Below are 15977 nucleotides of genomic sequence, written 5' to 3'. Positions count from 1 at the left end.
GCTCCAGATAGTGCGTTTTGCATCGCGGGCGGTAGGCCGTTCACTCCCTCAGCGATTGGTCGTACTATATTACCACGGCATTCCTAATCGATCGAACTTCGTACGCCAACTGGAAGCGATCCGACGCGGGGCCCGCGTATCGCCAGCTTCTCACCGCGGGAGTCTGCCGGCCGGCATACCGAGCGTGGCGATCACGTTTGATGATGCATATGTCAGCGTTGCCGAGAATGCGCTCCCGGAGCTAGTTGCGCGCAGTTTTCATTCCACGATCTTCGTGCCCGTGGGGGCATTGGGTGCCCACCCAACTTGGCCGATCGAACATGGCAGTCCCGACGCCAACGAAAAAGTAATGTCGGCCGAACAGATCGCGAAGTTGCCTTCCTTACTCGTCACGCTTGGATCGCACTCCAAAACGCATCCCAGGCTCTCTCGTTTGTCCGCCGGTGATGCTCGGGAGGAGATCGCAGGCTCACGCGCCAAGCTGGGAGACCTGACGACCCAAGACATTCGACTATTCGCGTTTCCCTATGGTGACCACGACGCCGCCACCATCGAAATGTGCGAGACCGCGGGTTACGAATTCGCCTTCAGCACGACTCCAACCCCTGTTGACACAACAGTCTCTGAGTTCGTCAGAGGACGCGTGAAAGTTGATCCCTCTGACAGTTCCCTGGAATTCTTCCTGAAGTACCACGGGGCGTATGCGTGGCTCGCGTACGTGTCATTATTGAAAAGGAAGCTGAGGGACCACAATCGACCTCTTATGAATTGTATCGCCGTACAGGTGAAGCGTTGAGCAAATCATCGGACGTCGTGGAGATCAAACCCATCACATCCGCCCATGTGAACGAAGTCGCGGAGTTTCTCCACATCCGATTGAACGCGCGAATCGCGGCTGCGGAGTGGGCAGCCGCGATCACTCCATCATGGGCCGTCGCTCAGCCTAACCACGGATTTCTCCTGCGCGCGGATGGACGGGTGGTCGGCGCCTATCTGGCATTCTATTCCGAGCGAGAGATCGGTGGGCAGCCCGAGCGATTCTGCAACCTCGCCGCATGGTGCGTTCTTGACGAATACCGAGCACTGGGCTTGAGGCTGCTTAATGCGCTTTTGGAGCAGAAGGGTTACCATTTCACGGATCTATCACCTAGTGGAAACGTGATAGCACTCAACGCCAGGCTTAAATTCTCCCATCTCGATGTGACAACAGCCCTCGTGCCAAATCTGCCATGGCCGCTCTGGTCGCGCCAGGTTCGGGTTATTTCCGAGCCGCAGAAGATCGCCGACACGTTACGTGGTCATGATCTGGCGATCTACAGAGATCACGCGTGCGCGGCCGCAGCACGCCACGTTGTCGTAGTTGATAGTGGCCGGCCGTGTTACGTCATTTTCCGCAGGGTCAGACGAAAGAACCTACCGCTGTTCGCTTCGATCTTGTACGTCAGCGACAGAGAGTTGTTTGGTCGTGTCGCCAAGTACGTTTTCCGGCATCTGCTGCTTCGCCATCGTATTCCAATAACGCTTGCGGAACTGCGTGTGGTCGGCGCCCGCCCCACACCGTCGATCATGCTGAAATCGCCAAGACCGAAGATGTATCGGAGCGCGAGCCTGCGCCCTGATCAAATCGACTATCTGTACAGCGAACTCACCTGCGTGGCTTGGTGACGAGGAGCAGACACGTTGTAAGCAACCGGATCGTCATGAGAACAAACTTGCATCACCTGCTCGAACATGGCGTCGCCTCGCATGGGACGGCACCGGCGGTGACATACAAGCACACCTCGTTGAGCTACACCGAATTGTGGCGAGAGGTTTGCGCCGTGGCCGCCAAACTTGCCTCGCTCGGCGTTCAGCGAGAGCAACGCGTGGCAGTCTATCTCGAGAAGCGCACCGAAGCGGTCGCGGCGATCTTCGGAATCTCTGCAGCCGGCGGCGTCTTCGTGCCGATCAATCCACTTTTGCGACCGCCCCAGGTTGCACACATTCTGGCCGACTGCAAAGCGCGCCTGCTGATCACCTCGCAGGAACGACTCGAACTGCTACTCCCGGTGTTGAATGACGGTCCTGAGCTTGCACACATCCTTCTGGTTGACGCCGGAGCGGCAAGTGAAACGCCGGGGGATGCTTGCTCGGTTCATGCTTGGCCAGATTCGCTCTCCTCCGAAGAGCCAGCTCCGCTCCGGAGCGACACCATCGACCTAGATATGGCTGCAATCTTCTATACCTCCGGTAGCACGGGCAAGCCGAAGGGGGTCGTACTTAGTCACCGCAACCTTATCGTGGGCGCGGAGAGCGTGAGCCAATATTTGGAGAACACTGCTAACGATGTCATCCTGGCGGCATTGCCCCTAAGTTTCGACGCAGGATTTAGCCAGTTGACCACCGCGTTCAGCGTTGGTGCGCATGTGGTCCTGATGAACTACCTGTTACCAGGCGATGTCGTGCGCCTCTGCGTCCGCCATGGAGTCACTGGTCTGACCTGCGTACCGCCGCTGTGGATCCAGATCGCCGACCATGAATGGCCGCCAGAGGCCGCACGCCCGATGCGCTACTTCGCCAACACCGGCGGTAAATTGCCCAAAGCCGTCCTCGACAAACTGCGCGTCCGCTTCCCGCAAGCCAAGCCATTCCTCATGTACGGTCTGACTGAAGCATTTCGATCCACCTATCTCGACCCCACCGAGATTGATCGCCGACCAGGTTCTATCGGCAAAGCGATTCCGAACGCCGAGATTCTTGTGGTCCGGCCGGACGGGAGCAGGTGCGGTCCAGGCGAGGAAGGGGAATTGGTGCACCGTGGAGCACTAGTTGCGATGGGCTACTGGAATGACCCGGAGCGCACGGCCGCGCGCTTCCGGCCGGTGCCGGGCCGAGATGCCAGTTGGCGAACGCCGGAGATCGCAGTGTGGTCCGGCGACACTGTGGTCGCCGACGAGGAGGGCTTCTTGTACTTCGTCGGACGTAAAGACGATATGATCAAAACATCGGGTTACCGGGTGAGCCCGACAGAAATCGAGGAAGAAGCTTACGCGACCGGTATGGTTCGCGATGCCGTTGCGCTTGGCGTAGATGATTCGACGCTCGGTCAGCGCGTTCTGCTCGTCGCCAGTCCCGCCGGGCCGAGCGCGCTCGACCCGGCTGCACTCGTCAAGGCATTGAAACGCAGGCTGCCGCACTACATGGTGCCGTCTTCTATCGTCATCCGGAACGAGGTTCCACGATCGCCCAACGGCAAGTTCGATCGCTCGACGCTACGGAAGGAACTCGCTTCTTGGCTATCCGACCAACCATAGCCGCCTTTGGCCAGATCGATGGCCAGCTTGCCGTCGGAGGCATTCCGATCGAGAGGCTGGCCGCGCAGGTGGGCTCCACCCCGTTTTTCGCCTACGACCGCATGCTGCTCAGCGAGCGGGTAAAGCTGCTCAGGTCGATTTTGCCGCCGGGACTCCATTTGAGCTATGCAATCAAGGCCAATCCGATGCCGGCCGTCGTACAGCATCTTGCAGGGATGGTTGACTCCTTCGACGTTGCCTCGGCGTTCGAGATGCGAACGGCTTTGGACACCCCAATGCACGCGGGCAACGTCAGCTTCGCCGGTCCCGGCAAGATCGAACCGAGCATCGCACAAGCTGTCGCATCGGGAGTCATCATTGAAATCGAGTCGGCCACGGAGGCCGGCCGGATCGTGCAGGCTGGTGAGCGGCTCGGAATACGCCCGCGGGTCGCGATCCGAGTAAACCCGGATTTCGAGGTGAAAGGCTCCGGGATGCGCATGGGTGGCGGATCACAGCAGTTCGGCGTCGACGTGGAGAAGGTGCCGTCCGTTCTGGACGTGCTTGTGAGCGGGGGTGCAGAGTTTCTCGGCTTTCATGTTTTTGCGGGGTCCCAGAACTTGAGCGCAGAAATCCTCTGCGCGGCGCAGCGGCAGACCGTAGACCTCATTCTGAAGCTGGCCAAACATTCTCCGCCTGTCCGCTACGTCAATCTTGGCGGCGGCTTTGGGATTCCGTATTTCGACAAGGACCAGCCGCTGGACCTGCCTGCCATTGGAGCCAATCTCGCACACCTGCTCGCCACCGCATTGCAGCCAAACTTCCCCGACGCCCGCGTGGTGATCGAACTCGGTCGCTATATCGTCGGCGAATGTGGCGTTTACGTTACGCGTGTTGTTGACCGCAAGGAATCTCGGGATCGTCAGTATCTGGTGGTCGACGGTGGCCTACACCACCAGTTGGCCGCATCGGGCAACTTTGGGCAGGTGATCCGACGAAATTATCCAATCGCTGTTGGCAACCGAATTTGCGAACAAGTCGAAGAGGCTGTGACTGTGGTCGGTTGCCTGTGTACGCCGCTGGACTTGTTGGGCGATAATGTCAAGCTGCCGCGTGCCCAGATCGGCGATCTGATCGTCTTGTTTCACGCGGGTGCGTACGGACTCACGGCCAGCCCCACGGCATTTCTGGGACACCCGCCACCGGTCGAGGTACTCGTATGAGCTTGAGCAAATCGGGAGAAATTATGGATACCAACCTTGTCACCCTCGAAACCGTCAAGTCCATCATCGTAAGGACGCTTGGCATCGAAGATCGAGCCGAGACCCTCAGCGCGTCAACTCAGCTCTTCGGCGGCATCCCGGAACTGGACTCCTTTGCTGTTGTCGAACTGGCAGCCTCGCTCGAACAGCAGTTCGGGTTTCAGATCGACGGCAGCGAGTTCAATGCCGACATTTTTGAGACGGTGGGCAGCCTAGCGCAGTTCGTCGAGAAGAAAACCGGATCCCTGCAATGACCGGCGGCTATGGACGAACCGCGAACCGATCTACTCGGATGCGATTCAAGTTAGACACACCCTAGCGGACTTTGACATGGCTAGTCATATCTCCGCATTCGACACTTTGTGCGATTGCCTGCGCGGCACGCTTCCTGCACATGTCGACTGGGTATCTCTGATCGGACTAGCCAACAAGACGCTAACGACTCCTGCTCTGATCGACTTGGTCGACAAGTTTGAGCGACATATTCCCGAAGATGTGTGCACCTATGTTCGTCATATCTACCAGCGTAATTTAACTCGAAACAATCATCTGACAGCTCAATTGACTCAGGCTATCGTCGCGATGAATGAACAAGGCGTTACGCCGATAGTGTTCAAGGGAGCAGCAATGCTCGCGACAACACCTTACTCGCGACGCGGGACCAGGCTTATGGCCGACCTCGATCTTCTGGTAGCTCCTTGTCAAACTGAAGCAGCTCTCGCTGCCCTCGCCGGCATCGGCTACGTGGTCCATTTCCAAGCTCCGGCAGATTCCGAAAATTGGTACGCTGATCTCAAGCGCCCGCACGATGTCGGCATGATCGATTTGCACCGGGGGGCTCCGGGACCAGCGTATTTTTATCGCGCGTCGGGACCTGTGATAAGTCATTGTAAGCCTGTGTCGGTTGGTCCAGGATCGGCTTACATACCGACACCGACTTACCACGCACTGATACTCATGTTGCACGATCAATTTCAGGACTACGACTATTGGGTCGGACAGCTCGATCTGCGGCATTTGCTCGAGTTGCGCGATCTGGCGAATTCATCGGCAGGCATAGATTGGGATCGCCTCGCTTCGTTTGCTCCTGACAAATTGGCACAGAATGCAATCGAAACTCAGTTCGTCGCATTGGCTAAACTGTTTGGAGTCGAAGTTCCCCCCAACATGCGCAGCCGACTCATTCCACGCCTGCAATTCCTCAGGAAACTGATGCAAGCACGCTTTCCAATCACACGTTGGCCGCTGCTGCTGACCACAGTCCTCGATTATGGAAATTATCGTAGAGGACCTGGAGCCCAGTTTCGAGCGGCTGCCGGACTGCCAGGCGGATCATGGTCGCCGCCCAGATTGGGAACAGTACGATTTATATTGGACATAGCTGCGAAAGATCGGGCAGGTAAGGCTTAAATCCGTTGGTTGAATTCGATCAGCCCGCTTAATGCATCCCCTCGTTCCAGCCTGCAGCTCATTCAAGCACTCCACGCCGACTTAGTATTCCCGGATGCTTTCATCCAATCCGCGCAGGAGGGGATACAGGAAGTAGGAAATCACGCTTCGCCGCCCCACCTTCATTTCTGCGGTGATTGCCATGCCAGGGATTAACTGAAGGCGTTCGGGCGGCAGCCGAAGGTGCGTGTCCCGCAAATCGATCAGTACGCGGTAATAGGGAGCTGACGAGCGGCGCGCACCTTCGGCCTTCGCGTCTGGCGAAAACGAGTCCTGGCTGATGACGGCGACCTCGCCAGTAGCGGTGCCGTATTTCTGGAATGGAAATGCCTCGAACTTCACTCGTACAGCCTGCCCGACCGCCACCTGCCCGATATCCCTGCCCTCGACATTGACCTCCGCCCGCAGCGCCTCGTCCCGAGGAACCAGCACAAACAGCGTTTCGGCCTCGCGGACCACCGATCCCACCGTCCGGTTGGCAATTTCGAGCACCACCGCATCCGCGGGTGCGTTCAGCACGATCAATTGCCGGCGCAGCTCCGCCTTCTTGAGCTCCTCCGCCGTGCTGTTGCGCTTTGGCAGCGTTTCGACGAGTTCCTGATAGGCTGCGCGGCGAAACTCGGCGGCGAAAACCTTCTGGTCTGCTCGGGCCTTGTCCAAGCGATGCATGTTGTCGACAATGCTGCCACGAACCCGCGCCAGATTGCTTTCGACCTCCAGCCGCGCATCCCGGGACAGCAGGAAGTTCAACCTTGAGCCGACCTCCTTGGCCATCAACGCATTTCGCATGGCTTCGATGGACTGCATGGTGTCCAGCCGCTGGGTCAGAACCAATTCCTCGTCCTGGGCCGTCTTCAAGTTCGCCCGAGCGGACGCAATCTGGGCATCATAATTCTGGATCTGAAGATCGAAAGCTGTCTTCCTCTGGAGGAATACCTTCCGCTGCAGCGCCTGATCGGCACTCGCGGACTTCCCGATCCCGTACTCGGCACCGTCCAGCTCCGCCTGAAGCCGGTCAATGGAGGCGTCAAGAGCTGCCAAGCGGCTGCGCAGCTGATCGAGATCGGCTTGAGAAAATGTCGGGTCGAGGATCGCGAGTACGTCGCCATGATTGACGGAGTCGCCGGCCTTGACGCGAATCTCCCGAACGACCGACGTTTCCAACGGCTGTACCACGAGGTTGGGACGTGTCGTGATCAGCTTACCCTGTGCCGTCACGATCATATCGACACGCGACACAGATGCAAAAGTGATCGCGACCGCGATCAGGGCGGCGACACAATAGAGCGTGACCCGTCCCACACGCGGTGGCGTCAGCTGCTCGATCTCGGCCGCGTCTGATTGAAATTGTGCGACAACGCGAGAACCTGCTGGCGCGGGTCTCAAGAGCCGGCGTCTCGTGGGCGAAGCGGGCGAAACCCCGGCTCTGCCTGAGGCTGCCTCTGCCCGGGTCTTCTCAGCCGCGGTCATGCGACATGTCTCGTCTGTTGGTTCCAGAGATGCCTGTAGAAGGTGCACTTCGACAGCAGCGCGTCGTGACGATCGACGTCGACGATCCGCCCACGGTCGATCACCAGAATCTGGCTTGCATCCGACAGCATTGAAAGCCGGTGCGATACGATGATGACGGTCCGTCCCTCTGCGATACGTCGGAGATTGCGCCGAATGATCGCCTCACTCTCGGAATCCAGTGCGCTTGTCGCTTCATCGAGGATCAGGATCCGCGGGTTGACGATCAAGGCACGCGCGATCGCAAGCCGCTGCTTCTGCCCGCCTGACAGGTTCGATGCCTGCTCTTCGAGCATGGTATCGAATCCCCTCGGCAGCCGTTCAATGAACTCGTCCGCGCCGGCGAGCTGCGCCGCCAGGACAACCTCCGCGAAAGTGGCGTCCCGCCTCACACAGGCGATGTTTTCGCGCACTGTCCCCCTGAACAGGAAATTCTCCTGGAGCACGATCCCGAGATTCCGCCGCAGATGAGTAAGGTCGATCTCGCGCGAATCGTGGCCGTCGATCCGCAACAATCCCTGCTGCACCGGGTACATCCCCGCGATAAGCCGCGTCAGCGTCGTCTTGCCCGAGCCGCTCCGGCCAACAATGCCAAAGATCGAGCCGGGCGCGATTGAGAACGACACGTCGTCCAGGGCCGGCGCACCCTCGCCATAGCGGAACGTGACGTTTTCAAACTCGATCTGGCCGACAAAATCGGGCCGCAGGCCCTCGCGGTGACCGCCCCGTTCCAGCTCCGTATTCATGACCTCGCCGAGCATCTTAACGGAAAGCGCAACCTCCTGATATTCGTGGACCATGGTCACCATCTGCACCAGCGGCCCCGAAACCCGTCCCGCCAACATGTTGAAGGCTACAAGGGCTCCGATCGTCATCTCGCCGGCGAAGACGTCGAGCGCGCCAAGGGCGACGATCCCGACCGTCATCATCTTCTCGAGGAAGCCGGTCAGCGCTTGAGCACCCGCCGAAATCTTTTCAACCCCAAACCGCATCGATACCGACTGCGCGCAGCGATCGTCCCACGTCCTGTTCTGACTGGGCTCCATGGCCAACGACTTCACGGTGCGCATCCCGTGCACGGTTTCGACCAAGAGAGCCTGCCGACCGGCCTCGGCCTGATACAGCTGGTAGAGGCGCCGCCGGAACGGCCCCATCAAGATGGCGATTACACTTGCGCTGACGGCCGTGAAGGCCAGCACAACACATGTCAGTTTGATGCTGTAGAGCGCGAGGACCGGCAGGACGACGAACAGCGACAACGCGTCCAAGACGGTCAAGAACAATCGGCCGGTCAGAAACTCACGTATTCTTCCGGCCTGCTGCATGTGCTTCACCAGCACACCCGACGAGATGCGCTCGAAGAAGGTCACCGGAAGTCCCAACAGATGCCGAAACGTCCTCGTCGCGACCCGGATGTCGATCTTGTTCGTCGCATAGAGAAGGAGATACCGCCGCAAGAAGCTGAATATTGCGTCGAAGCAGAGCGAAATGATCACGCCAGCGGAGAGCACGTAGAACGTCGTGAGACTCTCGTGCACGAGAACCTTGTCGATCACGAGTTGAAAGAAGATCGGAAGCGCGAGACCGAGTGCATACAGGAACACGGCGGCGATTGCGACGTCGGACAACAAACGCCATTCGCGGGCCATCTCGGGCACGAACCATCGTAATCCAAAGGCCCGACGATCCGCTGCGGGGCGACTCTCGCGCTTGAACAGGATGGTATTTCCGATCCATCGGGCGCAAAACCGCTCCTTGTCAACAAGCAGCGGCTCGTCCTTCCGTTCTGCCAGCGGATCAAAGATTGATACCGCGTCGGATTGCGGATCGGTGCCGACCACGAGGACCCAGTTCTGGTTCGTGAGCTGAACAAGAGCCGGATAAGCTTCGCCGAGCCGACATATCGCTTTCCAGTCGAGTTGCACTGTGCGGGCACGAAGGCCCGCATCACGGGCCATGCGCAGCAAGAGGTCGGTCGAGATGCCGGTCTCGTCGACAGCATAGGCGTGCCGCAGTCGCTCCCACGGCAGATCGATGCCATGATGGCCAGCGATCCTTGACAGGCACTCGAGGGCGGTTTGAGTTGCCCGACGCGGCTCGTCCTCCGACGAAGGCGGTGCTGCTTCAAACCTCTCAATTTCAACGGAAGTTGGTTGAGACATTTGGAGATCGGGAGCTGTCCGAAACCGATGACGAAGACTCAACTCGTGCGGCTGCCTGTGGCGGTGTCATCGGCGGCCTTGGCCGATTGCGCTGGACGACGCCGGCGTCCACCAGACCCTGGAGCGCGTTTTGCATCACCTCGACCGAGTTCGCGAAGGATTCCGCCGAAAAGATCAGCCTCTGTCGGAACACCTTTTTGGGCGCATTGTTGGCGTCACGTTCCGTGGGCGAGAGACTGAACAAGTCCACCCGCACGATCGCCCCCCCTATTGTGACCTCATCCACCCCGTCGGTATAGATTTCGGCGTGCATTCCGGTTCTCCTATGCAGCGAGCTGCGGCCTGAAGAGGACGTCAACCGCGTAGCTGGTCGCGTTGAAGGTGTTGGTGGGGAAGAGGCTTCCGGATCCGTATGCATAGACGCCGTTCCCCCCGCTGGATGCGGATGACGGGGCGGTCAATGGTCCGTTGGTCACCGCACTGGCAAACAGGTTGGGATCTGCCGAGTAGCTTCCCGCGGTGTGGTAGGCCGCGATATAGGTCGTCCCTGCCGTGATCGTGACTGGCGTCGCGAAATTGACCTGTTGCCAGCCGCTCGCGGTCTCGTTGGTAAAGGTTGCCGTCGCCAGCAAGGTCCCCGTGCTGCTCCAGAGGTCCGCGACGTGCGTCCCGGTGTTCGATGGCCCCTTGTAGAAGCGCAGACCCGTGATGTCGCCCGAGGTGGATGCCTGGAACTTCATTCCGAGCTCCACGGAATTCGCATCATTGACCGAGACAACACTCGGCGTCGGATTCGAGCTGAAGAGGCTTACCGTCGTTGATGAGGGGGCATGAACGGTCAAGTTCACCGTTGCGCTGGCCGCCCCACCCCGACCATCCGAGATCGCGTAGACGAACGAAGCCGGTCCAGTGTAGTTGCTTGCCGCAGTGAACGTTACCGTGTTGCCCTGCGCATTGAAGCTGGCGGTGCCATTGACAGCCCCACTGACCCCCGTGATCGTCAGCGCATCGCCATCCGGATCGCTGTCATTGGCAAGTAGCGATGCTCCGGAGATACTCAGCGGAACGCCCTGGGTGGCGTTGAAGCCACTGTCATTATTGGCGATCGGCGACTGGTTCGTACCACCACTCGACGTACTGAACACCACATCCACCCAGTAATTCGTGGCGTTGAATGTGCTGGTCGGGAAAAGGTTTACGGTGCCATAGGTGTACACGCCATTATTGCCGGAGGGAGCCGTCAGCGGGCCGTTGGTAAACGCCGTGGTGAAGAAGTTAGTCGTGTCGGCATAGTGACCATTGCTGTGGAAGCTTGCGACATAGGTCGTGCCTGCAGAAATGGAAACGGGACTGCTGAATGTGACCGTTTGCCATCCACTGCTGGTCTCGTTGGTAAACGTGGCGCTTGCCAGTAGCGTGCCCGTGCTGCTCCACAACGAGCCGGTATGCGTACCGGTGTCATTGGCGCTCTTGTAATACTTGATTGCCGTGATCGTTCCGGCAGTCGAAGAGGTGAATCGCACGCCTAGATTGACCTGCGATGCATCCGAATCAGACAGGATTGCCGGCGTGCCCGAACTCGAGAAGAGACTCACCGTTGAGGGCGCTGTGGAGACGGCTATATTGAATGTCTCGCTGGCTGACAGGCCTCCGAGGTCGGTTGCCGATGTTTTGACGCTGAGAGTGCCGACATTACCGGAGGCTGGCGTTCCGCTGAAGGTCCGGGTCGAGGCGTTGAAGGTCAACCATGACGGAAGTGCCGTTCCGTCAGCGGACGTCGCCGTGTAGGCAAGCGAGTCGCCAGAATCGACGTCGGTGAACGTGCCGGCAGGCAACGTCAGCGAGAACGCCGAGCCGACCGTCGCGGTCTGATTGCCAGTTTGGATGGCGAGCACCGGCGCATCATTGGCGCCGTGGACCGTCACGGTGAGTGTAGTCGACGACGTCGCACCCGCGGTGTCGCGCATTGTATAATTGAAGACATCGGTCAGTGTATCGGTCGATAGTCTCAAGGCCTGCACGGCCGGATCCGTTTCATTGACCGTATACGTGAACGCGCCAGAGGCATTGAGGACGAGGCTGCCGTGCGCTCCATTGAGCGCCGAACCGACCGTACCCGAGGTTGAGCCGAAGCTGACGGCGGTGACGGTTTTCGTGTCTCCCGCATCGGGATCGGTATCGTTGGTCAGCACGTTGCCGGTGGCCGGCGAGCCACCCGTGCTGTTGTTCACTCCACCTTTCTCGGTGGTATCGCCCGTGTCGGCGACCGCGGTCGGCGGCGTGTTCGCAGTCGTCGTCACGTTGATGTTGAATGTCTCGCTTGCAGAGAGACTGCCCAGATCCGTCGCAGTCGTCCTCACGCTCAGCGTTCCGACGTCAGACGATGCCGGCGTGCCGCTGAAGGTCCGGGTCGACGCGTTGAAGGTTAACCACGAGGGAAGTGCCGTACCGTCGCCACGGGTCGCAGCATAGGTGAGCGAGTCGCCAGAATCGACGTCGGTGAACGTGCCGGCAGGCAACGTCAGCGAGAACGCCGAGCCGACCGTCGCGGTCTGATTGCCAGTTTGGATGGCGAGCACCGGCGCATCATTGGCGCCGTGGACCGTCACGGTGAGTGTAGTCGACGACGTCGCACCCGCGGTGTCGCGCATTGTATAATTGAAGACATCGGTCAGTGTATCGGTCGATAGTCTCAGGGCCTGCACGGCCGGATCCGTTTCATTGACCGTATACGTGAACGCGCCAGAGGCATTGAGGACGAGGCTGCCGTGCGCTCCATTGAGCGCCGAACCGACCGTACCCGAGGTCGAGCCGAAGCTGACGGCGGTGACGTTTTTCGTGTCTCCCGCATCGGGATCGGTATCGTTGGTCAGCACGTTGCCGGTGGCCGGCGAACCACCCGTGCTGTTGTTGACCCCGCCCTTCTCCGTGGCGCTGGCAGTGTCGGCGACGGCCGTTGGCGACGTGTTAGTGGTCGAGCTCACGAACACCACGTCGGCCCAGTAGTTGGAGGAAGCGAACGTGCTGCTTGGAAAAATGCCGGCGGTGCTGGTACCGCCATAGGAATAGACGCCGTTGCCGCCCGAAGAGCTGGACGAGGGCGCCGTCAAAGTGCCGCTCGTGAACGCATTGGCGAAGAAATTGCTCGTGGCAACGTAAGTACCACTGGTGTGATATGAGGCGATATAGGTTGTATTGGCGCTGATCGCGACGGGCGTCGCTAGGTTGACTGTCTGCCAACCGCTTGCCGTCGTGTTGCTAAAGCTTGCGCTGGCGAGTTTTGTACCGGTTGAGCTCCAAAGGTCGAGGAGATCGGAGCCCGTGTCGTTTGGACTTCGATAGAACTTCAGGGCGGTGATTTGACCGGCCACTGAGGAGGTGAACTTCACGCCCACCTCAATTGCCTTTCCGTCATTCAGATTGATCTGTGCCGGTACGTTGGATGCAGTGAAGAAGCTTCCTACGCCGCTAGTTCCTGTAACGTTGATGCTGACTGTGGCAGGGGTCGCCTGCAGATTGACACTGTCATCGCTTGCGCGCGCCTCGATAACATGTGTACCGGCACCGGAGGCGATCCAAGTGTAGGTCCAGTTCGTCGTTCCGCCCGCCGGATGCCACGTCGTGCCGCCGTCGGTCGACACTTCGATGCCGGCCACGCGTCCACTAACGTCCGATGCGGTGCCCGTAATCGTGACGGACTGGCCCTGACTGACGCTCGTCCCGCCCGCTGGGGAACTGATAACCGCGGACGGCGCAGTGTGATCGGTTGATGCCTGGGCGGCAACGAGGCCCGTCTGCAACGTCTGCGGCATCACTCCCATGTCGGCAAACAGGTTCACCATTGATTGCTGCACGGCGGTGCTGACTGGTGCAGTGAGGCCCTTGTACGGAGCGTATTGGTTCGACAGCCCCCAGGACCACATGACAGTGCCGGCGCCGAAAACCAACGCGCCGCTGCTCGGATCACGGTAGAGGGTTAGATTATGCGTAGCGGTTCCAGGACCAGTTGTCAGCCCATTATCTAGCAGCAGCGTGCCAACGTTTCTTGTTGTCGACGACATGTCGATCAGCCCGCTTGGCCGGACGCCGTTGTCGAGATCGCTGTCCCACTCGTAGCCGAGCAGCCGTGTCAGCGTTCCTCCGTTGCCGCTGGCGATGCTGGTGTCTCTCCAGAAGCGCAGCTGCGACATGCTGGCGGGAATCGTCACGTTGTCGAGCGTACCGAATTCGTCGACCGTGAAAATCGTACCGGAAAGGGAATTCTCCGGATTTCCAGGTCCATAGACAGGATCGCGAAAAATGCCGGCGCCGCCGTTGGCGGTGCCGTCCGGATCTAGTTGAGCCCCGCTCCAGATATCTTTGTACTCGATAACACTTCGGTTCGGTGTGTGGCTGGCATCGAAACTCGGTGCCAACTGGGTGTCCCAATAAATTTCGTTGCCGCTCAAGAAAGCGAGATTTACACCCGCATCGCGCGCCGCCTTGACATTGGCGAACTGCGATTGAGACCAGTATTCATCGTGGCCAACATCGATGTAGGCCTTGGTGTTGAGCAGCAGTCCGGCGTTGGTCGCGGCGTCGATACCGGAGATATAGTTGAGATTGTAGCCGTTCTGCTCCAGCCAGTAGATCGCAGCGTACTCTTCGCCGAAGAGGAAGTCCTGCGGGCCGGCTAGATTTGACGTGGAATTCATCGCGATTGGGCGATTGTAGCTCACCTCAAAGGCACGATCGCTGTTCGTTCCGCTCGGTCCCTGATACAGATTGTATCCGCCCCACGGATTGTATGCCTCCCAAGTCGTATCGCTGGTCTGGAACAAAATATCTGAGGCTATGCCGTCATTGCGGACAATGAACGGAATCATGTTCTGGTAATTCCCGGTATCCGACGTCAGCTTCGCGAAGTAGACGCCCGAAACCGCTGTGCTCGGGATGATCCATGAATCTGTCACAGACCAGTTGCCTGCATCGACAGTGTTGGTCGCAGAATTGAAGATCGGGCTCGGCTGATTGACCGTTCCGGTATGATGCATACTGGTGATCAGCCGCGCGCCATTGCCGCCATAGTAGCCAAGCCGGTAGATATCGAGGGTGTAGCCCTTCACTGCCGAAGCCGTGTCAATCTTGAAAGAGACAGTCTGTCCGGCATTGGTGCTGATCTGCGTTGCAAAGCCTTCAATCTGCGAGTCTCCCTGGCTCGCGATCGAGCCGTGGATTGCCCATGTGCTCTTCGGCGTACCCGGCAGTTGATTCTCCGTCACAATTCTGTTGCTCGCGTCGCTGAAGATCGCCGTGCCCGTTTGGGCGCCGGAGGTGGCGGTGAGTTGCAAGGTAGCGCCGGTCGCGCGGCCATCAGCCGGCACCTGCCATTGCGCGACGACCGTCCCATTGGCCAGCCCGTCCATGTCGCCGGTGCCGCCATCCTTGACGGTGAAGGGCGCATAGGCATCGGCAATGCCGTTAGCGCCGGGCGCGCTCTCCAGGTCGGCAATATTAAAAGTGACCGCCGCTCCCGACCGGGTTCCGGCTGCCGTAAACGTCGCCATACTGCCGGGCGCGTAGTCCGCACTGTCCGTCGTTACGGTCAGCGAACCTGTCGGGCAAGAACTGACAGCAGATGCAGCGCGTGTGCCGAAAGTCAGTGCAGCCTCGGCGGGGGACGGCAGGAACGAGGCCTGCCTGTTCAACGTCGCGGACGTTGACAACTGATCCACCAATCTCGAGTCAGGCGCCGGCTGACCTGCCATTCCCGCCATCGCACTGGGCAGGTGCTCCGACCCGCTGACTGGCTCCTCGTGCGATGTGGTCCAGAACCTCTCCAGCGCAGATGGACCGTAGCGATCGCTCGAATTGATCCAATGAGCGGCGCCGGCGCTCGATATTGACGATGACTGCACCACCTCACGATCGGGCATGGATGAGAGCGCCGGGCCCCCTGCATTGGATCGAGTGACCAGGATTGCTGAGCTCGAGAGCAGAGCGGCCAATTTCGACTGGAATGGCGAGGTACCGACGCGCAGCGTCCCACCCAAGCCGCTACGCGACAGCAATGCAGTTGCCGTCTGACCAGCCCCGATACCCGCAATTGCGCGGGACAGGAAATCCGGCCAGCCAGTCGGGCGGTCCGCATTCGGCGAGACCCAAAATCGATTCAATGCCCAGGCGCCGGTCGGGGGCCATGAGCCTCGGGCGATGACATCTGACCAGCCGCAGCCGCCTTCTTCCAGCAAGAGAGGCCAAGTTCCTCGATCAGGGATGCTCGCCATCTGATTCAGCATGACCGACCTCTCGAACCTGATTTTAAAAAAATATAATTTAAAAAG

The 15977-nt window shown here is 59.4% G+C and carries 10 protein-coding genes; 6 read left to right on the top strand and 4 right to left on the bottom strand.

What is annotated here, in order from left to right:
- The first annotated feature begins 184 nt into the window (after window positions 1–184).
- The 6 genes from HZZ13_RS10740 (at window position 185) to HZZ13_RS10715 (ending at window position 5944) form a co-directional block, all read left to right on the top strand.
- The gene (locus HZZ13_RS10740; protein WP_197959581.1) at window positions 185–796 is read left to right on the top strand and encodes a polysaccharide deacetylase family protein; all 612 of its coding nucleotides are present in this window, start codon (window positions 185–187) and stop codon (window positions 794–796) included.
- The gene (locus HZZ13_RS10735; protein WP_311972623.1) at window positions 706–1665 is read left to right on the top strand and encodes a hypothetical protein; all 960 of its coding nucleotides are present in this window, start codon (window positions 706–708) and stop codon (window positions 1663–1665) included. Before HZZ13_RS10740 ends, HZZ13_RS10735 begins: the two co-directional genes overlap by 91 nt.
- A gap of 35 nt (window positions 1666–1700) precedes the next feature.
- Window positions 1701–3293 (top strand): acyl-CoA ligase (AMP-forming), exosortase A system-associated, encoded by a 1593-nt coding sequence (locus HZZ13_RS10730; protein ID WP_197959580.1) that lies wholly within the window; start codon window positions 1701–1703, stop codon window positions 3291–3293.
- The gene (locus HZZ13_RS10725; protein WP_197959579.1) at window positions 3272–4495 is read left to right on the top strand and encodes a pyridoxal-dependent decarboxylase, exosortase A system-associated; all 1224 of its coding nucleotides are present in this window, start codon (window positions 3272–3274) and stop codon (window positions 4493–4495) included. The genes HZZ13_RS10730 and HZZ13_RS10725 overlap by 22 nt, the downstream gene beginning before the upstream one ends.
- A 23-nt stretch (window positions 4496–4518) precedes the next feature.
- A complete protein-coding gene (locus HZZ13_RS10720) occupies window positions 4519–4788 on the top strand; it encodes an acyl carrier protein (RefSeq protein ID WP_197959578.1) in 270 nt (89 codons plus the stop codon).
- 76 nt (window positions 4789–4864) lie between these two features.
- Window positions 4865–5944, top strand: a complete 1080-nt coding sequence (locus HZZ13_RS10715) for a nucleotidyltransferase family protein (protein WP_197959577.1) — start codon at window positions 4865–4867, stop codon at window positions 5942–5944.
- Between the two features lie 81 nt (window positions 5945–6025).
- Here the strand turns inward: HZZ13_RS10715 and HZZ13_RS10710 are convergent, their stop codons facing one another.
- From HZZ13_RS10710 to HZZ13_RS10695, 4 genes are all read right to left on the bottom strand, one after another.
- Window positions 6026–7369, bottom strand: coding sequence for an HlyD family type I secretion periplasmic adaptor subunit (locus HZZ13_RS10710; RefSeq protein WP_246504373.1), 1344 nt, complete (start codon window positions 7367–7369; stop codon window positions 6026–6028).
- A gap of 80 nt (window positions 7370–7449) precedes the next feature.
- Window positions 7450–9654 carry a peptidase domain-containing ABC transporter gene (locus tag HZZ13_RS10705; protein WP_197959575.1) on the bottom strand — a complete coding sequence of 735 codons (2205 nt, stop codon included), beginning with the start codon at window positions 9652–9654 and terminating at the stop codon, window positions 7450–7452.
- A complete protein-coding gene (locus HZZ13_RS10700) occupies window positions 9632–9967 on the bottom strand; it encodes a hypothetical protein (RefSeq protein WP_197959574.1) in 336 nt (111 codons plus the stop codon). Before HZZ13_RS10700 ends, HZZ13_RS10705 begins: the two co-directional genes overlap by 23 nt.
- A 10-nt stretch (window positions 9968–9977) precedes the next feature.
- A complete protein-coding gene (locus tag HZZ13_RS10695; RefSeq protein ID WP_197959573.1) occupies window positions 9978–15932 on the bottom strand; it encodes a DUF4082 domain-containing protein in 5955 nt (1984 codons plus the stop codon).
- Between the last annotated feature and the right edge of the window lie 45 nt (window positions 15933–15977).

This window comes from Bradyrhizobium agreste, from assembly GCF_016031625.1.
Taxonomy (GTDB): domain Bacteria; phylum Pseudomonadota; class Alphaproteobacteria; order Rhizobiales; family Xanthobacteraceae; genus Bradyrhizobium; species Bradyrhizobium agreste.
The sequence above is the reverse complement of the archived record's forward strand: the minus strand, read 5'-3'. Positions and strand labels throughout refer to the sequence as shown.